The following is a 21,855-nucleotide window of genomic DNA, read 5'->3' on the forward strand; positions in this document are numbered from 1 at the left end:
GAGCCTACCGGGCGGGTGCGGACGCTCCCCGGGGGCGCGGCTGCGCGACGGGCGGGGCGAGCTGCTGCTCGGGGAGCGTGCGCGCGAACGAGAGCAGCACACCGCAGGCGAGCAGCACCGACAGCAGCGACGTGCCACCCTGCGACATGAACGGCAGCGGCACGCCGAGCACGGGGAACAGCCGCAGCACGACGCCGATGTTGATGAGGGCCTGACCCACGATCCACACCGTGATGCCGCCCGCGGCGATGCGGACGAACGGGTCGCGGGTCTTTCGCACGATGTGGAAGGCGCCGACGGCGAAGAGCGTCAGCAGCGCCAGCACGACGACGCAGCCGATGAGCCCCACCTCCTCGCCGACGATCGCGAAGATGTAGTCGTTGGAGGCGGCCGGCAGCCACTGGTACTTCTCGCGCGAGTTACCCAGTCCCAATCCGAAGATGCCGCCGTTCGCGAGCCCCCACACGCCGTGCACCGGCTGGTAGCACGTCGTCGAGTAGCACGAGAGCGTGTCGACGTCGAAGAGGCTCATGATGCGGCGCATGCGGTTGGGGCTCGAGATCGCGAGGTAGGCGACGCCGGCGGCCAGCATGATCAGCGGGATGAGGAACAGGCGCAGCTTCACGCCCGAGAAGAACAGGCAGCCGAGCATGATGAGCGCGAGGATCATGGCGGTGCCGAGGTCGTGGCTGCCGACGCCGACGAGGCCGATGACGAGGATGCCGACCGGCACGACCGGGATGAACACGTGCTTCCAGGTGCCCAGCAGGGTGTGCTTGCGATAGAGCACGTAGCCCAGCCACAGGATGAAGGCGAGCTTGAGGAACTCGGACGGCTGCAGCTGGAACCCGGCGATGCGGATCCAGTTCGAGTTGCCGTCGTTGGTGATACCGAGCCCGGGGATGAAGATGAGCAGCTGCAGCGCGATTGCGCCGATGAGGGCGGGCCACGCGATGCGCTTCCAGAACCGCAGCGGGAACCGGCTGACCACGAACATGAGCGGCACGCCGATGAGGGCGAACACCGACTGCTTCAGCACGACCTCGAAGGGGCTCTCCCCCGCCGCGAGCGAGGTCGCCATCGTCGCCGACAGCACCATCACGAGACCGAAGATTGTGAGGATCAGCGCCGTCGAGGCGATGAGCAGGAACTCGCTCGGCACTGGGGCGAACGCGCGTCCCAGCGACACGCGCGCGGCGAAGCCGCGGGACGGGCCGGTGCCGTCGGTGCCGTCGCCGTCAGAGCCGCGGGGAGTGCGGGCGATCGTCGGTGTGGCCATCGGGTCCGCCTCCGATCCGCTCGTGCACTGCGGCCGCGAACCGGTGGCCCCGATCCGCGTAGGACGCGAACTGGTCGAAGGACGCCGCCGCCGGTGCCAGGAGAACCACGTCTCCGTCGCGTGCGATGCCCGCCGCCAGGTCGACGACCTGCGCCATGACGTCTTCAGTCTCGGTGTGGTCGACCTCGAACACCGGCACTGCGGGCGCGTGTCGCGCGAACGCCGCCGTGATGTCGGCGCGTTCGACGCCGATGACGATCGCGGCCTTCGCCCCGGCGCCGCGTGCGGCGACGAGCTCGGCGATGTCGACGCCCTTCAGCAGCCCGCCGACGACCCAGACCGCGCCGGGATAAGCGGCGAGGGAGGATGCGGCAGCGTGCGGGTTGGTCGCCTTCGAGTCGTCGACCCACGTGATCCCGCCGGCGACCGCGACGACCTCGATGCGGTGCGGGTCGAGACGGAAGTCCTGCAGCGCGGCGCGGATGGCGGCCGGCTCGACTCCGAGCGAGCGCGCGAGTGCCGAGGCGGCCAGGATGTTGGCGACCACATGGGGCGCGGCGAGCCCGCGAGCGGCGAGATCGTCGACGGTCGTGAGCTCGAGCGCGCTCGTGTGCCGCTCGGCGAGGAACGCGCGGTCGACCAGGATGCCGTCGACGACGCCGACGTCGCTCGGGCCGGGCATACCCAGGTCGAAGCCGATCGCCCGGCATCCCTCGACGACGTCGGCTTCCTCGACCATCTCCCGCGTGGCGGCATCCGACTTGTTGTAGACGCAGGCGACCCGGGTGTTCTCGTAGACGAGGGCTTTGGCATCGCGGTACGCCGCGAACGAGCCGTGCCATTCGAGGTGGTCGTCCGCGAGGTTGAGGCACACGGCCGCGTGCGGCGACAGGTGGTCGGGGCCACTCTGCAGCCCGAGGTACCAGAGCTGGTGGCTGGAGAGCTCGACGACGAGCGCGTCGAAGCCGGCCGGGTCGCGGACGGCGTCGAGCACGGGCACGCCGATGTTGCCCACGGGGGCGGCGCGCAGGCCGCCGGCGACGAGCATCGCCGCCGTGAGCTGCGTCGTCGTCGTCTTGCCGTTGGTGCCGGTGATGAGGATCCAGTCGGCCGGCGTGCCGCCCGGCCGGGTCACCTTGTCGCGCACGCGCCAGGCCAGCTCGATGTCACCCCACAGGGCGATGCCCTCTTCCTGCGCCCACCGGATCACGGGGTGGTGCGGCGGGAAGCCCGGCGAGGCGACCACGACGTCGGCGGCGAAGGCGCGCAGCTCGTCGGGGACGTCGGCGAGGGAGCCGGTCCACAGCCGCGCACCGATGACGGGGATCAGGCGCGCGTACTCGTCGGACGCGGACTCCGCCACGACGAGCACCTCCGCGCCGAGCTCGGCGAGCGTGTCGGCGACCGAGAACCCGGTCACCGACAGTCCGAGCACGGCGACCCGCAGCCCGCTCCAGTCGGCGTGCCAGCTCGTCAGCGCGTCGAGGCGTGCGGCGCCGGCGACGCTCACAGGGCCGCCAGCCACGCGACGTAGAAGATGCCGACGCCGGTGACGGCGAGCATGCCGGCGACGATCCACAGACGCACGACGATCGTGATCTCGGGCCAGCCGCGCATCTCGAGATGGTGGTGGAACGGACTCATGAGGAACAGGCGTTTGCCGCCGGTGGCCTTGAAGTAGTAACGCTGCAGGATGACCGACCCGGGGCCGATGATGAAGACGCCGGCGATGATGACGGCGAGGATCTCGGTGCGCGAGAGCACGGCCATCGCGACGACGACGCCGCCGATGGCCATCGACCCGACGTCGCCCATGAACACCTTCGCCTTGGGCGCGTTCCACCACAGGAAGCCGACGAGCGCGCCGACGAACGAGGCGGCGACGATCGTGAGGTCCATGGGATCGCGGGTCGGGTAGCAGGCGTTCGCGTACGCGGCGACGAGCGCCTCGCTGTGGCACCGCTGCTGGAACTGCCAGAACGTCACGAGGCTGTAGGCCGAGATCGTGAAGATCCCGGCGCCGGTCGCGAGGCCGTCGAGTCCGTCGGTGAGGTTGGTGGCGTTGGACCATGCGACGGCCTGGAACGAGATCCACACGAGGTAGAGGATCGTGCCGACGACGCCGCCGAGGGCCATGAACGACAGCGCCGGGATGTCGCGGACGAAGGAGATGTAGGCGGCGGCCGGGGTCTCGCCCCAGCGGTTGGGCAGATTCAGCGCCACGAGCGCGAACGGCACGGCGACGAGCACCTGGCCGATGATCTTGCGCCAGCCCGACAGACCGAGGCTGCGCTGCTGGCGCACCTTCATGAAGTCGTCGATGAAGCCGACCAGGCCCAGTCCCACCATCATCCAGAGCACGAGGATGCCCGAGATCGTGGGTGGGCTGCCACCGAACAGGGTGCCCGACAGATAGCCGACGAGCGTGCCGAGGATGAAGACGATGCCGCCCATGGTCGGCGTGCCGCGCTTGGCCTGATGACCCGGGTTGTGGCCGTCTTCGGGCGTGCGGATCACCTGACCCCACCCGATCCGTGCGAACAGCCGGATGAACAGCGGCGTCAGGACGAGGGTGAACGTCAGCGAGATCGTGGCGGCGGCGAGCAGGGATCTCACGAGAACGATTCTCCCAGACGATCGCCCAGATGCCGGAGCCCGGCCGAGTTGGAGGACTTCACGAGCACGCGGTCGCCGTCGCGGAGCTCGCCGCGCAGGTAGTCGAACGCCTCGTCGGCCGACGCGAAGAACACGGCCTCGCCGTCCCACGACCCCTCGCCGACGGCGGCGAGGAAGAGGCGACGCGCCTCGGCGCCCACGACGACGATGCGCTCGTAGCGCAGGCGCACCGCGAGCAGCCCGACGCGGTCGTGCTCCTCTCCGGCCGACTCGCCGAGTTCGCTCATCGCGCCGAGGACGGCGACCTTGCGCTGGCCGGGCTCGGCGATCTGCGCGAGCGTGCGCAGCGCGGCGGCCATCGAGTCGGGGCTGGCGTTGTAGGCGTCGTTGATGATGCGCACCCGCTCGGAGCCGAGGGGCTGCATCCGCCAGCGCTCGGCGATCTCGAGGGTTTCCAGCCGCGCGATGGCGACCGCGGGCGCGACGCCGAGTTCGCGCGCCGCGGTGATCGCGGCGAGGGCGTTCATGACGTGGTGCTCGCCGAGCACCTGCAGGCGTAGCGGCAGGCGCTCGTCGCCCACGACGACGGTGCAGGTGGTGCCGGCGGCGGTCACCTCGACGTCGTCGGCGCGGATCTCGGCCGCCGTGGAGCGGCCGAACCAGCGCACCGCGACGCCGCGGTCGGCGGCGACGGCGGCCATCGCGGCCACGCGCGGGTCGTCGGCGTTGAGCACGGCGACGCCGCCGGGGCGCACCGCCTCGACGAGTTCCGTCTTGGCGCGCTGGGTGGCCTCGACGCCGCCGAAGCCGCCGGCGTGGGCCAGGCCCACCATCAGCACGATGCCGAGATCGGGGGTCACGAGACCCGCCAGGCGCGCGATGCTGCCGATGCGGTCCGCGCCGAACTCGCTGACGAGGTAGCGGGTGTCCTCGTCGACGCGCAACATCGTCACGGGAGCGCCGACCTCGTTGTTGAAGGAGTTGCGCGGCGCGACGGTCGCCCCCTCCCCCTCGAGGATGCGGGCGAGCATGTTCTTGGTGGTCGTCTTGCCGTTGGAGCCGGTGATGCCCACGATCTTCAGCTCGCCGCGGGCGCGCACGCGGGCGACCACCTCGCGTGCGAGGTCGGCGAGGGCGGCGACCGCGTCGGTGACGACGATCTGCGAGACGGGGGCCTCGACGGTGTGCTCCACGATCGCCAGGCGCGCGCCGGCCGCCGCGGCGGTATCGACGAAGTTGTGTCCGTCGGTGACGGCACCGGGCTTGGCGACGAAGATGTCGCCGCCGGTCATCGCCCGCGAATCGGTGTCGACGGTGCCCGCCACGACCGTGTCGGGACCGTCACCGGCGGCCGGGACGAGTTCGCCCGAGACCGTCGCGGCGATGTCCGCCAACGTCATCGAGATCATGCGGGAATGCTCCTTCGGCGGGCGGGCGTCACTGAGTGACGGGAAGCAGGGGCGTCTCCTGGCCGGACGGCATGATGCGATAGTGCGCGAGCACCTGGGTCATCGCCTTCTTGAAGACGGAGCGGTTCGCCGACGACATCCGATTCGTCTTGGGCTCGTCGAAGACCGTCAGAACAACGTACTGCGGATCGTCGGCGGGGGCGAACCCGGCGAGGCTGGTGAAATACAGTCCCGCCTTGTATCCGCCGGTGCCGTCGGGGATCTGCGCCGTGCCGGTCTTGACGGCCAGGCGGTACCCGGGGATCTTGATGTCGTCCTTCAGCGTGCCCTGCGCATAGACGTTCTCGAGCATCTGCGACACCTCGGCCGCGGTCTCCGGCTCGATGACCTTGACCGGGTCGGGCACGTCGGGCGTGACGACCGTGCCGTCGGCCTTCGTGCACGACTCGACGAGCTGGGCCGGCATCCGCACCCCGCCGTTGGCGATCGTCTGGAAGACGCTCGTGGTCTGCACGGGGGTGACGGTGAAGGCCTGACCGAACGTGGTCGTGTAGTACGTCTGGTTGTCCCACGTCGCGGGATCGTGGATGTCGCCCTTCGGCTCACCCGACCAGTTCAGCGCGCTGCCGTCGCCGACCCCGAACTTGCGCAGGTAGTCGTAGCGCGTCTGCGGGTCGACGAGTGCGCCGAACTGCGACATCGCGACGTTCGACGAGTTCACGAGGCCGCCGGTGAGGGTCATGTTCTCGGCGGCGTGGTTCTCGGAGTCGTTGATGACGGCGCCGTTGGGGAACTCCATGCGGTCGGGCGTCCACGCCGTGGAGGTCGGCGTCGCGCCGCCCTGCTCGATGGCGGTCGCCGCGGTCACCGGTTTGAAGGTCGAGCCCGGCTCGTACGAGTAGCGCAGCAGACGCGAGGCGCGGTCCTCCGCCGGCGAAGCCCCCGGGTCGTTGGGGTCGACGGTGGGCGTCTCGGCGAGGGCGCGGATCTTGCCCGTCTTGGCCTCCATGACGACGATCCCGCCCCAGTCGGCCTGGTAGTGCGCGGTCTCCTCGGCGATGAGTTGCTGCATGTACCACTGCAGGTCGCCGTCGATCGTCAGCTTCAGCGTGCCGCCGTTCTCCGCGGGGTCTTCGACCTCGGTGCCCGGGATGATGACCCCGTCGGCGCCGCGCTGGTAGGTGAGCTCCCCGTCCGAGGGCTCGAGGCACTGGTTCTGCAGCGATTCGACGCCCTCGAGCGGCTTGCCGTCCGAGCCGACGAAGCCGAGCACGTTGCCGGCGACGGCGCCGTCGGGGTACACGCGGGTGGAGGTGGGGCGGAAGTTCAGGAACGGGTAGCCGAGAGTGGCGAGCTGCCGGTACATCTCCGTGGAGACGTACCGCTTCACGTAGGCGAACTGCGAGCTGGGGTCCTTCGCGACGGCGTCGTCGGCGATCGCGGTGACCTCGTCGGCGGTCTGGCCGGTGATCTCGGCGATCTTCGCGGCGAGCTCGGGCCACGGCAGCATCACCGGATCGCCGTTCTCGTCGAGCACGGTGTCGCCGGCGGCGTCGCGCTTCTTGACGCCCTGCACGGCCAGCATCGGCGAGATCTCGACGTCGTACAGCACGGTCGAGGAGGCGAGCACGGTGCCGTCGGCGTCGGTGATCTCGCCGCGCATTCCCTGCAGCGCGACCTTCGCGCCGGTGGCGTAGCGCTGCGACTCGTCGACGTGGTCGTTGGCGTTGACCACCTGGATGTCGACGAGGCGCACGACGAAAGCCGCGAAGACGGCGAGGACGACGGCGAGGGCGACGACGGTGCGGCGGCGCGGGCTGCGGGTGGCTCGAGTCGTCATGTCTCTCAGTGTGTGCTGGGGGTGGGCAGACCGTCGGTGATGGCGGGGGGTGTCGCCGTATCGGCGGGCGGGGCCGCGGGGTCGGCACCGTCCGCGGGCGGCGCGGCGTTCGGATCGGGCTGGGCCGGAGCGGGCCCGGTCGCGATCGTGGCGTTCTCGTCGGTGACGAGCGGCGTGCCGGCCACGAGCGCGTTTCCGACCGCTGCCTTTCCGAGCGCGTCGATGCTCGACGAGCTCGCGGCGGCCTCACCCGTGCCGACGATGGCGGCGTCGCTCAGCCGCAGGTAGCTCGGCGTCTGCCCCGTGATCATGCCGAGGGACGCGGCGTTCGCCGCCAGGTACTGCGGCGAGCTGAGGCCGGCGAGGTCGTCCCGCAGGATCTGCTTCTGCCAGTCGAGGTCCTTCTGCTGGCTCGTGAGGGTCTTCAGCTCGTACGAGGTCTGCGTCGTGAGGATCGACATCCCCATCTGCACCCCGGCGATCGCGAGTGCACCGGCGACGGCGATGACGCCGTAGAGCAGGCGGGGGCGCCGGCCGGGGGCCGGCCTGTCGAGCACCCGCAGGCGACGACCCGGGCTCTCGTCCGGGCGTCCCGACTCGCGGACCGCCTCGCGGATCGGCAGTGCGGCGGTGGACAGCAGGTCGGCACTCATGCGACGGCCTCCCGGATGCGCTCGGCCGCGCGCAGGCGCACCGGCGTGGCGCGCGGATTGCGCTCCCGTTCGGCGTCGGAGGCGAGCTCGGCGCCCTTGACGAGCAGCCGGAAGCGCGGGGCGTGCTCGGGGAGCTCGACCGGGAGCCCCGCCGGCGCCGTCGAGCGGACGGCATCCGCGAAGACGCGCTTGACGAGACGGTCCTCGAGCGACTGGTAGGACATGACCACGATGCGCCCGCCGACGTTCAAAAGATCCATCGCGGCGGGGATCGCCGCCTCGAGTACCGACAGTTCGGCGTTGACCTCGATGCGCAGCGCCTGGAAGACGCGCTTGGCCGGGTGACCGCGCCCCTCCCGCTGCACGGCGACCGGCGTCGCGGCGATCAGCACGTCGACGAGCTGGCCGGTGCGCGTGAGCGGTGCGCGACCGCGCGCGTCGATGATGGCGCGGGCATAGCGGCCGGCGAGCTTCTCCTCGCCGTAGCGCTCGAAGATGCGACGCAGATCGCCCTCGCCGTAGGTGGCGACGATGTCGGCGGCGGTGGTGCCGGCGGTCTGGTCCATCCGCATGTCCAGCGGTGCGTCCCGCGCGTACGCGAAGCCGCGCTCCGCCTCGTCGAGCTGCAGCGACGAGACACCGAGGTCGAACAGGATGCCGTCGACGCGGCGCCGTCCGGTGGAGGCGACCGCCGCAGCGATGCCGTCGTAGACGGTGTGCACGAGCGAGACGCGGTCGCCGAAGCGCGCGAGCCGCTCCCCCGCGATGCGCAGCGCGTCGGTATCGCGGTCGAGTCCGATGAGGTGGATGTTGGGAAAGCGCTCGAGCAGCGCCTCGGAGTGGCCGCCCATTCCTTCCGTCGCGTCGACGAGGACGGCGTCGTCGCGCTCGAGGGCGGGGCCGAGCAGCTCGACGCAGCGCTCGAGCAGGACGGGGGTGTGGATGTCGCGGAGGTCCATGATGAGGCGGGGTCCGGTCCGCAGATCCTGATCCCCATCCGCCGCGACCTGGCACCGGGGAAGTGCGCCAGGGCGTGCGGCTGGAGGTCAGGGTCGGCGGGTCAGAACAATCCCGGGATCACCTCCTGCTCCATGTCGGAGTAGCTGTCTTCGTTTCCGGCCGCGTAGGCGTTCCAGGCCTCGGCGTCCCAGATCTCGGCGTGCGCGCCGACACCGGTGACGACGAGTTCGCGGTCGAGGCTCGCGTAGGCGCGCAGGTGCGGCGGGATCGTGATGCGGCTCTGGCTGTCGGGCTTCTCGTCGCTGGCCCCGGAGAGGAACATGCGCTGGAAGTCGCGGGCCTGCTTGTTGGTCAGCGGCGCCTCGCGGATCTTCTCGTAGACCCGCTCGAACTCCTTCGTGCTGAACACGTACAGGCAGCGTTCCTGACCGCGGGTGACCACGAGGCCGTCGCCGAGGTCGGTGCGGAACTTCGCCGGCAGGATGACGCGCCCCTTGTCGTCGAGCTTGGGGGTGTAGGTGCCCAACAGCATCGGTCACTCACCCCCCTTTCGCGCCGGCCCGACTCAGGTGTGCGCCACTTTACTCCACTTCCCTCCACTTCACCATCGAAAACACGCGCCGCGCTCCCCTCACCCGGCGGACGCCGCAGGATCACGGGGTGCGCGCGGCGGGCACGCAAAAAAGCACCGACCCTCAGGTCGGTGCTTCTCGCGTGTGTCGTGTGGGCCGAGCGGGGTCAGTGCCCGTCTTGGCGGCGATCCCAGCGGTCGTTCATGCGGTCCATGAAGCTCTGCCCGGACCGGGTGGAGGATCGTGGAGCGGAAGCGGATGCCGATGCCGACCGCGGCGCCGCGGTCGCACCCTTGGCGGGGGTGACGGCGAGGATCACGCCGCCGAGCATGACGAGGAAGGCGATGACGCCGACGACGATGAGCGACGTCGACACACCCACGATCAGACCGCCGATGCCGACGAGGGCGAGGACGGCCCCGTAGACGATGTTCCGATAACTGAGGGGGCGTCCCTCGCTCGGCGCGACGACGTCGGCGTCGTTGCGCATGAGATGGCGTTCCATCTCATCGAGCAGACGCTGCTCCTGCTCTGACAGTGGCATACATGCCCCCTCTGAGGATCTCGAAGTCCTTACGATTCTACGCATCCGGACGAGAACTAGGCTAGGCCCGTGAGTGGCTCCCCTGATGCGATCGAGGCCGTTTCCCAGCGACTGGAAAGGTTCATCGGGGACCAGCTCGACGCGGCATCCGCGCTGGGAGCCGACGCGCTCGCCTTCGCGGCCGCTGGCGCCGACGCCGTGCGCGGCGGCAAGCGTCTGCGGGCCCGCTTCTGCCTGACCGGCTGGCGGGCGATCGCCGAGCGGCGCGGCCCCGCCCATGCCCTCCCGGACGACGTGCTCTCGGCCGCCGCGGCACTGGAGGTCTTCCATGCGGCGGCGCTCGTGCACGACGACATCATCGACAACTCCGACACCCGACGCGGCCGCCCCGCGGCGCATCGCGCGTTCGAGTCGGGCCACCGGGCGCAGGGGTGGGCGGGCGAGGCCGAACCGTACGGCCGGGCGGCGGCCGTGCTCCTGGGCGACCTCCTGGTCGCCTGGAGCGACGACCTGCTCGAGCAGGGTCTCGCCGCGGCGGCGCACGCCGGCGCGGCGCGGGCCGAGTACGCCCGGATGCGTCGCGACGTCACGATCGGTCAATATCTCGACATCGCCGAGGAGGCCGCCTTCGTCACCGCGCCCGACGACGAGCACGCCGAGCGTGCGCTGCGCGTGGCCTCGTACAAGTCGGCCCGCTACTCGGTGCAGCAGCCCCTGCTGATCGGCGCAGCCTTGGCGGGGGCCGATGCCGCCCAGCTCGACGCCCTGTCGCGCTTCGGTCACCCCATCGGCATCGCCTTCCAGCTGCGCGACGACGTGCTGGGCGTGTTCGGAGACGAGCAGGTCACCGGCAAGCCCGCCGGCGACGACCTGCGCGAGGGCAAGCGGACCCTCCTCATCGCCTACGCACGCGAGGCCCTTCCCTCCGGCACCCGCCGCGTCGTGGACGAACTGCTCGGCGACCCGCTGCTGGACGGTGAGCAGATCGCGTCGCTGCAGCGCACGATCGTCGACTCCGGCGCGCTGGAGCGCGTGGAGGAGGTGATCCGTCGGCAGACCGCCGAGGCGGATGCCGCGCTGCGCGGCGCGCCGTTGGGCAACGCCGCGGTCGGCGAGCTGCGCGATCTCGCGCGCGCCGCGACGGCGCGCACGTCCTGACGCGGCGGATTCGGGCCAGGCGGATATCAGGCGAGCGAGGCCGCGACGCGGCGCACTTCGCTCTTGCGTCCGGCCTGCAGCGCCTCGATGGGGGCGATCCCGATGGTGTCGTCGGGAGACAGCAGCCAGTCGATCAGCTCGTCGTCGCCGAAGCCGGCATCCTGCAGCACGATGACGGTGCCCCGCAGCGAAGAGAGCGGACGGTCGCCCTGTAGGAAGACGGCGGGCACCTTGAACACACCGTCGCGCTTCGAGCCGACGAGGTGCTTCTCGTCGAGCAGTCGCCGGACGCGGCCCAGGCTCTCGCCCGTCTGCTCGACGAGTTCGGGAAGGGTCAGCCACTCAGTGGGAACGGGCGCGGTGTTCACCTCTCCACTATCGCACCCGTCGCGACATGACAGAACTCTCATCTTTCACATCAGTCACTTCAGTTGACTCGATTCACACCCGCGTGACAGCGTGGCGGAGTCACCGAAGGGGGAGATCTCGTGCGACAGAGACCGACCATGCCCGCGGCCCTCGCCGCTCCCACCGCGATCCTCGGGTCGATCGCCCTCACCCTCGGCGCCTCGCCCGCCGCCCAGGCGCAGCCCGTGGGGGCCGAGCCGCGCCCGCTCGAGATGCAGCCCGAGAAGCGCGACGCCGCCGCATCCTCCGTCCGCTCAACGACGGCCGCCACCTCCAACACCCCGGCGACCCACACCGTCGCTCCCGGCGACACCGTGAGTCGCATCGCCGCGCGGTACGGACTGCGCACCGCCGACGTTCTCGCATGGAACGGGCTGGGGTGGGACTCGATCATCCGCCCGGGCGATGTGCTGCGGCTCACCGGGGCCGCCTCCCCCGCGCCCGCCGCACCGATGGCGGGCTCCTACACGGTCCAGCAGGGCGACACGCTCTGGTCCATCGCGCAGCGGCACGGCGTGAGCGTCGACGCGCTCCGCGGTGCCAACGGGCTCGGGTCGAGCTCCCTCATCCGCACCGGCCAGTCGCTCGCCCTGCCCGGCGGGATGGTCCCGGCGGTATCCGCCACGCCGGTCTCGGCGCCCGCGCCGAGCACCCCGGCGGCCACGACCCACACGGTCGCCGGCGGCGAGACCATGTGGTCCATCGCCGACCGGCACGGTGTCGCCCTCGCGGCGCTGCTGCAGGCGAACGGCCTGGCGGAGTCGTCCATCATCTATCCGGGTCAGGTGCTGTCGGTGCCCGGCGCGGCGGCCCCGGCATCCGCGCCCGCCGTCGACACGGCCGCGCTGGGCCTGGACGACGAGCAGATCGGCAACGCCCGCATCATCATCGAGGTCGGCCGGGAACGCGGCGTGCCCGACCGCGGCATCGCGATCGCGCTGGCGACGGCGATGGTCGAGTCCTGGATCCGCAACGTCGACTGGGGCACGTACGACTCGCTGGGCCTGTTCCAGCAGCGTCCCAGCACCGGCTGGGGCAGCGCCGCCGAGGTCATGGACCCGCGGCGCGCGGCCGCGGTCTTCTACGGCGGCTCGGCCGACCCGAACGGCGCGCGCACCCGCGGCCTCCTCGACATCGGCGGGTGGGAGTCGATGGGCTTCAGCGCTGCGGCGCAGGCCGTGCAGGTCTCGGCGTACCCCGACCGCTACGGAGAGTGGGAGTCGCAGGCCTACGCGTGGCTCGCGGCCCTCGGGTGAGCACCGCGTCGGTCTCGGTGCGGTATCGGTGTGCGCTCAGGGGTGCGCCGCTGACGGGCCTCTCGGGCGGGCATCCGTAGACTTCCCCCCGTGAGCACGAGCCAGCAGACCGACCCGCTGATCGGCCGTCTGGTCGACAGCCGGTACCGGGTGCGTGCTCGCATCGCCCGCGGCGGCATGGCCACCGTCTACGTGGCGACCGACCTGCGCCTCGAGCGCCGGGTCGCCCTGAAGGTCATGCACGGGCACCTCTCGGACGACACGGTGTTCCAGAGCCGCTTCATCCAGGAGGCGCGCGCCGCCGCCCGTCTGGCCGATCCCCACGTCGTGAACGTGTTCGACCAGGGCCAGGACGGCGAGATGGCGTACCTGGTCATGGAGTACCTCCCGGGGATCACGCTGCGCGAACTGCTGCGCGAGCAGCGACGCCTGTCGATCCCGCAGACGATCACGATCATGGATGCGGTGCTCTCGGGCCTGGCGGCAGCCCACCGCGCCGGCATCGTCCACCGCGACGTCAAACCCGAGAACGTGCTGCTGGCCGAGGACGGCCGCATCAAGATCGGCGACTTCGGCCTTGCCCGTGCGACCACCGCCAACACCGCGAGCGGCCAGATGCTCATGGGCACGATCGCCTACCTCGCGCCCGAGCTCGTCACCCGCGGCACGGCGGATGCCCGCAGCGACATCTACGCGCTCGGCATCATGCTCTACGAGATGCTCGCCGGCGAGCAGCCCTACAAGGGCGAGCAGCCCATGCAGATCGCCTACCAGCACGCCACAGACTCGGTGCCGCGCCCGAGTGCGAAGAACCCCGGCGTTCCGGAGCAGCTCGACGAGCTCGTGCTGTGGGCGACCGAGCGCTCCCCCGACGAGCGCCCCGTCGACGCGCGCGCCATGCTCGACCGGCTGCGCGAGATCGAGCGGGAGCTCGGCGTGCACCCGCAGGTGGTGCGCGCGACGCCGGTGGGCCTGATCGGCTCGGACGACGGCATCGACTCGGGCGAGGTCACCAAAGTGCTGCCGGGGGCGTTCACCGCGCCGACCGTCACGGAAGACGTCGACAACGCCACGAAGCTGCGTCGCCGCGCGCGGCGCAATTCCGCCAAGGGCGGCTGGCTGATCGCGCTCGTCGTGCTGTTGGCCGCACTCGCCGGGGGCACCGGCTGGTGGTTCGGGTCGGGACCCGGATCGCTCGTGTCCGTGCCGTCGGTGCAGGGGCTCACGTTCACCGACGCGCAGACCGCGCTGGCCGCGCAGTCGCTGCAGGCGGTCGAAGGCGCCGACCACAGTCTCGAGGTCGAGGCGGGGCTCGTCATCCGCACGGATCCCGACGCGGGAGCGTTCGTCGACAAGGAGTCCACCGTCACGGTGGTCATCTCGCAGGGACCCGCTCCCGTCGACCTTCCCGCGCTCCGCGACCGACCGGCATCCGACGTCACCCAGATCCTGACCCAGTCGCGCATCGAGGTCACCGGAACCGAGGAGTTCTTCGACGGCCTCGCCGCCGGGCAGGTCGTCGCCGTCGCGGTGACGCCGTTCGGCGGGGGCGACGCCGTCCCGTGCGCCGACGGGTGCGCGGTCACCGAAGGGGCGACCGCGTCGCTGCAGGTGTCGCTGGGGCCGGTGCCGGACGTCGCCGGGATGTCGCAGGACGACGCCGCGCAGGCCATGGATGCCGTCGGGCTCGAGACCGAGACCAGCCGCGAGTACAGCGACGACCTCGACAAGGGCCTCGTCATCCGGGTCGACGGCATCCCCGACGACGCACCGCTGCACAAGGGCGACACCGTCACGCTCGTCGTCTCGGACGGGCCGAAGCCGGTCGAGGTGCCCGATGTCACCGGGGAGACGATCCGCACGGCCGTGCGTGAGCTGGAGGCGCTCGGCTTCGACGTGAACGCCGGGATCGACGACGGCGACCTGCCGCTCGGGTTCAAGTACTGGGACGTCTACAAGGTGCGCTCCACGAACCCCAAGGCCGGCACGATGGCCCCCAAGGGCAGCACCATCACCCTGACCCCCGGCCTCTAGCCGCGCGCTCCGCCGCCGGTACCGCTGAGCCTGCGGCGCTCGGCACGCGCGTCGAGACCCGCTTCACGCGCCGAGACCCGCGTTCAGAACGCGGGTCTCGGCGTGGAAGTCGGGTCTCGACGTGTCGAGGGGTCAGCGCTTCTCGAGCTCCTCGGCCACCAGGAAGGCGAGCTCGAGGGACTGCATGTGGTTGAGGCGCGGGTCGCAGAGGCTCTCGTAGCGGGTCGCGAGGGTGGCCTCGTCGATCTGCTCCGACCCGCCCAGGCACTCCGTCACGTCGTCGCCGGTGAGCTCTACGTGGATGCCGCCCGGGTGCGTGCCGACGGCGCGGTGCGCCTCGAAGAAGCCGCGCACCTCGTCGACGACGTCGTCGAAGCGTCGCGTCTTGTAGCCGGTCGGCGTCGTGATGCCGTTGCCGTGCATGGGGTCGGTGACCCACAGCGGCTGCGCACCGGAATCCTTGACGGCCTCCAGCAGCGGCGGCAGCGCGTCGCGGATCTTACCCGCACCCATGCGCGTGATGAACGTGAGACGGCCGGGCTCGCGCTCAGGGTCGAGCGTGTCGATGAGGGCGAGCGCCGTGTCCACGGACGTCGTCGGGCCGAGCTTCACGCCGATGGGGTTGCGGATCTGCGAGAAGTAGTCGACGTGGGCGCCGTCGAGCTCGCGGGTGCGCTCCCCGATCCACAGGAAGTGCGCCGACGTGTTGTACGGCGTCGACGTGCGCGAGTCGATGCGCGTCATCGGCCGCTCGTAGTCCATCAGCAGGCCCTCGTGGCCGGTGTAGAACTCGACGCGCTTGAGCTCGTCGAAGTCGGCGCCCGCCGCCTCCATGAACTTGATCGCGCGGTCGATCTCCTGCGCGAGCCGCTCGTACTGCTGGTTGGCCGGGTTCTGCGCGAAGCCCTTGTTCCAGGAGTGCACCTCGCGGAGGTCGGCGAACCCGCCCTGCGTGAACGCGCGGATGAGATTGATGGTCGAGGCCGCCGTGTGGTAGCCCTTCAGCAGACGCTGCGGGTCGGGCTGACGCGACGCCTCGGTGAAGTCGTAGCCGTTGACGATGTCGCCGCGGTAGGCCGGCAGCGTCACGTCGCCGCGCGTCTCGGTGTCGCTGGAGCGCGGCTTGGCGAACTGGCCCGCCATGCGCCCCATCTTCACGACGGGCATCGACGCCCCGTAGGTGAGCACGACGGCCATCTGCAGCACCGTCTTGATGCGGTTGCGGATCTGCTCGGCGGTCGCACCCGCGAACGTCTCGGCGCAGTCACCGCCCTGCAGCAGGAACGCCTGCCCGGACGCGGCCTTCGCGAGTCGGTCGCGCAGCAGGTCGACCTCGCCGGCGAAGACGAGCGGGGGCAGCGACGCGATCTCGGCCGACACGGCGGCGACGGCATCCGCGTCGCCCCACTGCGGCTGCTGCTTGATGGGGAGCGAACGCCAGCGATCGAGGTCGGGCTGCGAAGTCGGCATCCGCTCAGTCTACTGTCGGCGCGGATGCCGGAGCGTCCTCATGACGCCGCGACGACGGCCCTGTCCTTGAGGGTCGAGGCGTACACGTCGGCGTACTCCTGCTCCCCCAGTCGCTGCAGCGCCACCATGATCTCGTCGGTCACCGAGCGCAGCACGTAGCGGTCCGATTCCATGCCGTGGAAGCGGGAGAAATCCAGCGGTTCGCCGATGACCATGCCGACCCGGCCGATGCGCGGGATGCTGCGGCCGATCGGCATGATCTCGCCGGTGTCGACCATCACGACCGGCACGACCGGCACGCGGGCCTCCAGCGCCATGCGCGCGAGCCCGGTGCGCCCGCGGTACAGCTTGCCGTCGGGGCTGCGGGTGCCCTCGGGATAGATGCCGAGCAGGTCGCCGCGACCGAGCACCTGCAGGCCGGTGTTGAGCGAGTCCTCCGAGGCCTTGCCTCCGGTGCGGTCGATCGGGATCTGCCCGGTCGCCTTCATGAAGACACGCGTCGCCCAGCCCTTGAGGCCCTTGCCGGTGAAGTAGTCGCTCTTGGCGAGGAACGACATCGGCCGGTCGATCATGAGCGGCAGGAAGATCGAGTCGCTCACCGACAGGTGGTTGCTCGCAAGGATCGCCGCGCCCTCGGCGGGGATGTTGCGCCGGCCCACGATCCACGGCCGGAAGATCGCCTTGACGATCGGTCCGATCACGACGTACTTCATGAACCAGTAGAACATCGTGCGGGAGCCTACCCTTTAGCCGCGGATGCGCGCGAGGTCGGCGACGCCGATGAGACCGGCGTCGTTGCCGAGCGTCGCGATCTCGAAGCGGGCGACCTGCCGGCCGCTGAAGCCGGGAAGCGACCGCTCGTACGCGACGCGCGCGGGCACCAGCAGCGCCTCGCCGAGGTCGGCGACGCCGCCGCCGATGACGTACAGGTCGGGGTCGAGCACGGCCTGGAACTGGCCGCACGCCTCACCGAGCGCGACGGCGACGCGGTGCACCGCCTCCAGCGCACCCGGGTCTCGGTCGAGCACGAGCTGGGCCATCGCGTCGCCCGGGATGACGCCCTCGGCATCCTGCGCAGCGGCGAGACCCGCACCGAGACCCTCCTGCGCGGCGATCTCCCGCGCCTCGCGCTGCAGCGCGCGACCGGAGGCGTATTGCTCGAGGCAGCCGCGCTGTCCGCATCCGCAGGCGTGGCCGCCGCGCTCGTAGCGCAGGTGGCCCAGCTCTCCCGCGGTGCCGTTGCCGCCCAGCAGCAGCTCTCCGTCGGTGACGACGGCTCCCCCGACGCCGGTGCCGAGGGTGAGCATGACCATGTTCGACGAGCCGGCTCCCGCGCCGAAGCGGTACTCGCCCCAGCCGGCGGCGTTGGCGTCGTTCTCGAGGGTGACCGGGCGGCCGATGCGCCGCTCGAACTCGGCCCGCAGCGGGACGTTGCGCCAGTCGATGTTCGGGGCGTGGATCATGATCGAGCGCGTCGCGTCGATGAAGCCCGCGGCGGCGACGCCGACGGCGACGACCTCGTGCCGGGAGACCAGATCGAGGGCCATCGCGCCGACCGCGTCGGCGAGGGCGTCGGGGTCGGTCGGGGTGGCGACACGCGCCTGCTCCACGATCGTCCCGGCGTCGTCGACGACTCCGCCCGCGATCTTCGTTCCGCCGATGTCGATTCCGACGCTGAGCACGACGCATCCCTCCCGGCGCGCGCCCGGGCGGTGCGGCCTCCGAGAGTCTAGTGTGGAGATGAAGAAGCACCGCTGGGGCGCGGGCCGGGACAACTGCAGAAGCGACACGCGTAAGACTCGGTCTCACTCCCCATTAGACTCGATGTCACGAATCGCCGCCCGTCCGGTACCGAAGGAGTTGCCGCCCATGAGCGCTGTCCAGTTCGAAGTCCCCGCCGTCGTCCCCGCCGACCCGCAGGCGAACATCGCCGACCTGCTGGTCGAGCGCGTCAAGGCGACGCCGTCCCTGGCCCTGTTCGCCGTGCCCGACGGCGACGGCTGGCGGGACATCACCGCCGCCGAGTTCGAGCGGGAGGTGATCGCCCTCGCGAAGGGCTTCGTCGCCGCCGGCGTCGAGCCCGGCGACAAGATCGGGTTCATCGCCCGCACGACCTATCAGTGGACGCTCGTCGACTTCGCGCTCTTCTTCGCGGGCGCCGTCATGGTCCCGATCTACGAGACCAGCTCGGCCTCGCAGATCAGCTGGATCCTGTCGGACTCGGGCGCCGTCTCGGTCATCGCCGAGTCCGACGAGCACCGCGACCGCATCGCCGAGATCCGCGGCGAGGTGCCGCTCGTGCGCGAGGTGTGGACGATGGCGGACGGCGACCTCGACGCGCTCGTCACGCGCGGCGCCGAGGTGGCCGACGACGAGATCGAGCGCCGCCGCCGCGTCGCGGTCTCCGCCGACATCGCGACCCTCATCTACACGTCCGGCTCGACCGGACGCCCGAAGGGCTGCGTGCTCACGCACGGCAACTTCGTCGAGCTCTCCCGCAACTCGGCGAAGTCGCTGCACGAGGTCGTCGAGACGCCGGGGGCGTCGACGCTGCTGTTCATCACGACCGCGCACGTGTTCGCGCGCTTCATCTCGATCCTCAACATCCACGCCGGCGTGAAGACGGGCCACCAGCCCGACACGAAGCAGCTGCTGCCCGCGCTCGGATCGTTCCGGCCGACGTTCCTGCTGGCCGTGCCGCGCGTGTTCGAGAAGGTCTACAACTCGGCCGAGCAGAAGGCGGAGGCGGCCGGCAAGGGCAAGATCTTCCGCGCCGCCGCGCACACCGCGATCGAGCACTCGCGGCTTCTCGAAGAGGGCAAGAAGATCCCGCTCGGCACCAAGATCAAGTTCGCGCTGTTCGACAAGCTCGTCTACAGCAAGCTGCGCACCGCGATGGGCGGGCGCGTGACGTACGCCGTGTCGGGATCGGCACCGCTCGGCGCGCGCCTCGGCCACTTCTTCCACAGCCTCGGGGTGACGATCCTCGAGGGCTACGGCCTGACCGAGACCACCGCGCCCGCGACGGTCAACCTGGCGACGAAGTCGAAGATCGGCACGGTCGGTCCCGCGCTGCCCGGTGTCGGCGTCCGTCTCGCCGACGACGGCGAGATCGAGGTGCGCGGCATCAACGTCTTCAAGGAGTACTGGCGCAACGAGGAGGCCACCGCCGCCGCATTCGACGGCGACTGGTTCAAGACCGGCGACATCGGCTCGTTCGACGCGGAGGGCTTCCTCACGATTACCGGACGCAAGAAGGAGATCCTCGTCACCGCCGGCGGCAAGAACGTTGCCCCCGCGGCCCTGGAGGACCCGATCCGCGCGAACCCGATCGTCGGCCAGGTCGTCGTCGTCGGCGACCAGAAGCCGTTCATCGCGGCCCTCGTCACCCTCGACCCCGAGATGCTGCCCACGTGGCTGGCCAACAACGACCTGCCCGGTGACATGTCGCTGGCGGATGCGGCGAAGAACGACAAGGTGCGCGCCGAGGTGCAACGGGCCATCGACGTCGCCAACAAGGGCGTCTCGCGCGCCGAGTCGATCCGCAAGTTCACGATCCTCGACTCGGAGTGGACCGAGGCCTCCGGGCACCTCACGCCGAAGATGAGCATCAAGCGCAACGTCATCATGAGCGACTTCGCCGACGCGGTCGAGGAGCTCTACACGGTGCCGGTCACGACGACCAACGTTCCGCTCGGCTGACGCGTTTCGACTCGTCGCTGCGCTCCTCGCTCAACGACCGGGAGGCGACCATCCCTCGGTCGTTGAGCGAGCGCAGCGAGTCGAAACGTCGGAAGGGCTCAGAACCAGGAGCTCTCGCGCACCTCGCGCATCGCGACCTTCCGCGTCGCGGGGTCGAGACGCTGCAGATACAGGATGCCGTCGAGGTGGTCGGTCTCGTGCTGCAGCGCCTGCGCGAGCAGCCCTTCGCCTTCGAGCACGACCTCGTTCCCGTCGAGGTCGGTGCCGACGACCTTCGCCCACGGGTAGCGCGGGGTGTCGTGCCAGAGGCCGGGGACCGACAGGCAGCCCTCGCCGGTCGGGACCGGCTCGCCGCGCACCTCGACGATAACGGGATTGAGCACGTACCCGATGTCCCCGTCGATGTTGTAGCTGAAGGCGCGCAGGCCGACGCCGATCTGCGGGGCGGCCACGCCCGCGCGGCCGGCCGGCTCGACGGTGTCGAGCAGGTCGCGCACGAGCGCGTGGATGCCGTCGTCGACGACGTCGATGGTCGCCGACGGCGCCCGCAGAACGGGGTCGCCGAACAGACGGATACCGCGGACGGCCATCAGGCGGCCGCGGCCTGGGCGCGCAGGCCCTCGACGACGACGGCGGCGAGCTCGCGCGCGGCGGCGCGGGTCTCGGGCTGCAGGTCGCGGAACGTGATGGCGCTGCCCGCGGCGATCTGCGGGTCGTACGGCACACGGACGACGGCGCGCACACGCGAGCGGAAATGGGACTCAAGCTCGTCGGCGCGCACGAGCGGGGCGCCGGGTCGCGCCGTGTTGAGCACGACGACGGCCTGACGCACCTTCTCGGAGTGACCGTTGGTCTCGAGCCATGTGAGCGTCTCGCTCGCGAGGCGTGCCTCGTCGACGCTGAGGCCTGCCACGATGACGATCTGGTCGCTGAGCTCGAGGGTCGCGGTCATGACGGAGTGCACGATGCCGGTGCCGGTGTCGGTGAGCACGACCGAGTAGAAGTGGGCGGCGAGGTCGGCGACGTGCCGGTAGTCGTCGTCGCTGAACGCTTCGGACACGTGCGGGTCGGCATCCGAGGCGAGCACGTCGAGGCGTGTCTCGTCGCGGGCGACGATCTGCGACAGGTCGTTGAACCCGTGCACCTCGCCGTGCGTGCGCACGAGGTCGCGCACGGTGCGTCCGCTCGTGCGTCCGATGCGCTCGGCGAGGGTGCCGCGGTCGGGGTTGGCGTCGACGGCGATCACACGGTCGTCGCGCGCGTCGGCGAGCGCCATGCCGAGCAGGGTCGTCACGGTCGTCTTGCCGACGCCGCCCTTGCGCGAGAGCACGGGGACGAACTTGGCGCCGCCGGTCAGCGGCGCGGCGATGCGGCGGTCGAGCTCCTTGCGGGCGCGGGCGCGCTTGGAGTCGCCGAGGTTGATGCGTCGTCCCGAGATCGCGTACACGAAGTGCCGCCACGCGCCCTCCGGCTCGGGCTGCACCACGTGGGCGGGATCGAGCAGGCGGTCGGCGGTGAGCAGGTCGGCGCTCTCGCGGTCGGGCTCGAAGTCGCCCAGGCGCCGGGACTGCAGCGCGATCTCGGAGGTGCGCGGGCGCACGCGCTCGTGGTGCGCGTCATCGTCGGGCGTCGGCGCGACCGCTGGGGCCGCAGGTGCGGGGGCGACGGATGCGGGTGCCGCCGGCGTCGTCGCGACCGTTGAGGTGAGCAGCTGCTCGTCGTCGTCGACGACCTCGGTGAGCTCGGTGAGCTCGGGAAGGTCCTCGAACGCGACGTCGTCGAGCACGACGTCGGCGTCGTCGAAGTCGTCGTCGTCGGCGACGGGCAGTGCGATGTCGATCTGCGCGGTCGCGCCGTCGGTGATCCCGATGTCGGTGGTGCCCGCGGAGTCGGTGCTGCTCAGGATGCCGTTCTCGGCATCCTGGGTCTCGTCGTTGCGATCAGACGTCACTGC

At 70.9% G+C, this 21,855-nt stretch carries 19 protein-coding genes; 4 read left to right on the forward strand and 15 right to left on the reverse strand.

Features of this window, described 5'->3' with window-relative positions:
* Nucleotides 1–4: 4 nt before the first annotated feature.
* The 9 genes from ftsW to C7474_RS09055 form a co-directional block, all read right to left on the reverse strand.
* Nucleotides 5–1,279: a putative lipid II flippase FtsW gene (gene ftsW, locus C7474_RS09015; RefSeq protein ID WP_121059074.1), complete on the reverse strand. Its 1,275-nt coding sequence runs from the start codon at nt 1,277–1,279 to the stop codon at nt 5–7.
* Nucleotides 1,239–2,804: a UDP-N-acetylmuramoyl-L-alanine--D-glutamate ligase gene (gene murD / locus C7474_RS09020; RefSeq protein WP_241965170.1), complete on the reverse strand. Its 1,566-nt coding sequence runs from the start codon at nt 2,802–2,804 to the stop codon at nt 1,239–1,241. Before murD ends, ftsW begins: the two co-directional genes overlap by 41 nt.
* A complete protein-coding gene (mraY, locus tag C7474_RS09025; protein WP_121059078.1) occupies nt 2,786–3,895 on the reverse strand; it encodes a phospho-N-acetylmuramoyl-pentapeptide-transferase in 1,110 nt (369 codons plus the stop codon). Before mraY ends, murD begins: the two co-directional genes overlap by 19 nt.
* On the reverse strand, nt 3,892–5,304 hold the full coding sequence (locus tag C7474_RS09030; protein WP_121059080.1) for a UDP-N-acetylmuramoyl-tripeptide--D-alanyl-D-alanine ligase: 1,413 nt from the start codon (nt 5,302–5,304) through the stop codon (nt 3,892–3,894). The genes mraY and C7474_RS09030 overlap by 4 nt, the downstream gene beginning before the upstream one ends.
* Before the next feature lie 28 nt (nt 5,305–5,332).
* On the reverse strand, nt 5,333–7,144 hold the full coding sequence (locus tag C7474_RS09035; RefSeq protein WP_121059083.1) for a peptidoglycan D,D-transpeptidase FtsI family protein: 1,812 nt from the start codon (nt 7,142–7,144) through the stop codon (nt 5,333–5,335).
* Between the two features lie 5 nt (nt 7,145–7,149).
* Nucleotides 7,150–7,797, reverse strand: a complete 648-nt coding sequence (gene ftsL / locus C7474_RS15015; protein ID WP_158597317.1) for a cell division protein FtsL — start codon at nt 7,795–7,797, stop codon at nt 7,150–7,152.
* On the reverse strand, nt 7,794–8,756 hold the full coding sequence (gene rsmH, locus C7474_RS09045) for a 16S rRNA (cytosine(1402)-N(4))-methyltransferase RsmH (RefSeq protein ID WP_121059085.1): 963 nt from the start codon (nt 8,754–8,756) through the stop codon (nt 7,794–7,796). The genes ftsL and rsmH overlap by 4 nt, the downstream gene beginning before the upstream one ends.
* A gap of 101 nt (nt 8,757–8,857) precedes the next feature.
* Nucleotides 8,858–9,289: a division/cell wall cluster transcriptional repressor MraZ gene (gene mraZ / locus C7474_RS09050; RefSeq protein ID WP_121059087.1), complete on the reverse strand. Its 432-nt coding sequence runs from the start codon at nt 9,287–9,289 to the stop codon at nt 8,858–8,860.
* Between the two features lie 206 nt (nt 9,290–9,495).
* Nucleotides 9,496–9,873, reverse strand: a complete 378-nt coding sequence (locus C7474_RS09055; RefSeq protein WP_121059089.1) for a DUF3040 domain-containing protein — start codon at nt 9,871–9,873, stop codon at nt 9,496–9,498.
* A 69-nt stretch (nt 9,874–9,942) separates the two neighbouring features.
* On the opposite strand from C7474_RS09055, the gene C7474_RS09060 reads away from it, so the two are divergent.
* Entirely contained in the window at nt 9,943–11,031 is a 1,089-nt protein-coding gene (locus C7474_RS09060) for a polyprenyl synthetase family protein (RefSeq protein ID WP_121059091.1), read from the forward strand.
* Between the two features lie 26 nt (nt 11,032–11,057).
* On the opposite strand, the gene C7474_RS09065 is transcribed toward C7474_RS09060, so the two are convergent.
* Nucleotides 11,058–11,399 carry an Rv2175c family DNA-binding protein gene (locus C7474_RS09065; protein WP_121059093.1) on the reverse strand — a complete coding sequence of 114 codons (342 nt, stop codon included), beginning with the start codon at nt 11,397–11,399 and terminating at the stop codon, nt 11,058–11,060.
* Nucleotides 11,400–11,537: 138 nt separating this feature from the next.
* Between C7474_RS09065 and C7474_RS09070 the strand changes: the two genes are divergently transcribed.
* Both C7474_RS09070 and pknB read left to right on the forward strand, forming a co-directional pair.
* Nucleotides 11,538–12,695, forward strand: coding sequence for a LysM peptidoglycan-binding domain-containing protein (locus tag C7474_RS09070; RefSeq protein WP_121059095.1), 1,158 nt, complete (start codon nt 11,538–11,540; stop codon nt 12,693–12,695).
* A gap of 90 nt (nt 12,696–12,785) precedes the next feature.
* Nucleotides 12,786–14,729 carry a Stk1 family PASTA domain-containing Ser/Thr kinase gene (pknB, locus tag C7474_RS09075; RefSeq protein ID WP_121059097.1) on the forward strand — a complete coding sequence of 648 codons (1,944 nt, stop codon included), beginning with the start codon at nt 12,786–12,788 and terminating at the stop codon, nt 14,727–14,729.
* Nucleotides 14,730–14,861: 132 nt separating this feature from the next.
* On the opposite strand, the gene C7474_RS09080 is transcribed toward pknB, so the two are convergent.
* From C7474_RS09080 to C7474_RS09090, 3 genes are read right to left on the reverse strand one after another with little or no spacing between them, the layout of a single operon-like run.
* Nucleotides 14,862–16,199, reverse strand: coding sequence for a class II 3-deoxy-7-phosphoheptulonate synthase (locus tag C7474_RS09080; protein ID WP_121059099.1), 1,338 nt, complete (start codon nt 16,197–16,199; stop codon nt 14,862–14,864).
* A gap of 38 nt (nt 16,200–16,237) precedes the next feature.
* Nucleotides 16,238–16,927 carry a lysophospholipid acyltransferase family protein gene (locus C7474_RS09085; RefSeq protein ID WP_121059101.1) on the reverse strand — a complete coding sequence of 230 codons (690 nt, stop codon included), beginning with the start codon at nt 16,925–16,927 and terminating at the stop codon, nt 16,238–16,240.
* An 18-nt stretch (nt 16,928–16,945) separates the two neighbouring features.
* On the reverse strand, nt 16,946–17,881 hold the full coding sequence (locus C7474_RS09090) for an ROK family protein (protein ID WP_121059103.1): 936 nt from the start codon (nt 17,879–17,881) through the stop codon (nt 16,946–16,948).
* A gap of 187 nt (nt 17,882–18,068) precedes the next feature.
* Here C7474_RS09090 and C7474_RS09095 point away from each other — a divergent pair, with 187 nt between their 5' ends.
* On the forward strand, nt 18,069–19,901 hold the full coding sequence (locus C7474_RS09095) for an AMP-dependent synthetase/ligase (protein WP_121059105.1): 1,833 nt from the start codon (nt 18,069–18,071) through the stop codon (nt 19,899–19,901).
* A 98-nt stretch (nt 19,902–19,999) separates the two neighbouring features.
* On the opposite strand, the gene def is transcribed toward C7474_RS09095, so the two are convergent.
* Both def and C7474_RS09105 read right to left on the reverse strand, forming a co-directional pair.
* On the reverse strand, nt 20,000–20,491 hold the full coding sequence (gene def / locus C7474_RS09100) for a peptide deformylase (RefSeq protein WP_121059107.1): 492 nt from the start codon (nt 20,489–20,491) through the stop codon (nt 20,000–20,002).
* Nucleotides 20,491–21,852, reverse strand: coding sequence for a MinD/ParA family ATP-binding protein (locus C7474_RS09105; RefSeq protein ID WP_121059109.1), 1,362 nt, complete (start codon nt 21,850–21,852; stop codon nt 20,491–20,493). Before C7474_RS09105 ends, def begins: the two co-directional genes overlap by 1 nt.
* Between the last annotated feature and the right edge of the window lie 3 nt (nt 21,853–21,855).

The sequence above is a fragment of the Microbacterium telephonicum genome (genome assembly GCF_003651225.1).
Taxonomy (GTDB): Bacteria; Actinomycetota; Actinomycetes; order Actinomycetales; family Microbacteriaceae; genus Microbacterium; species Microbacterium telephonicum.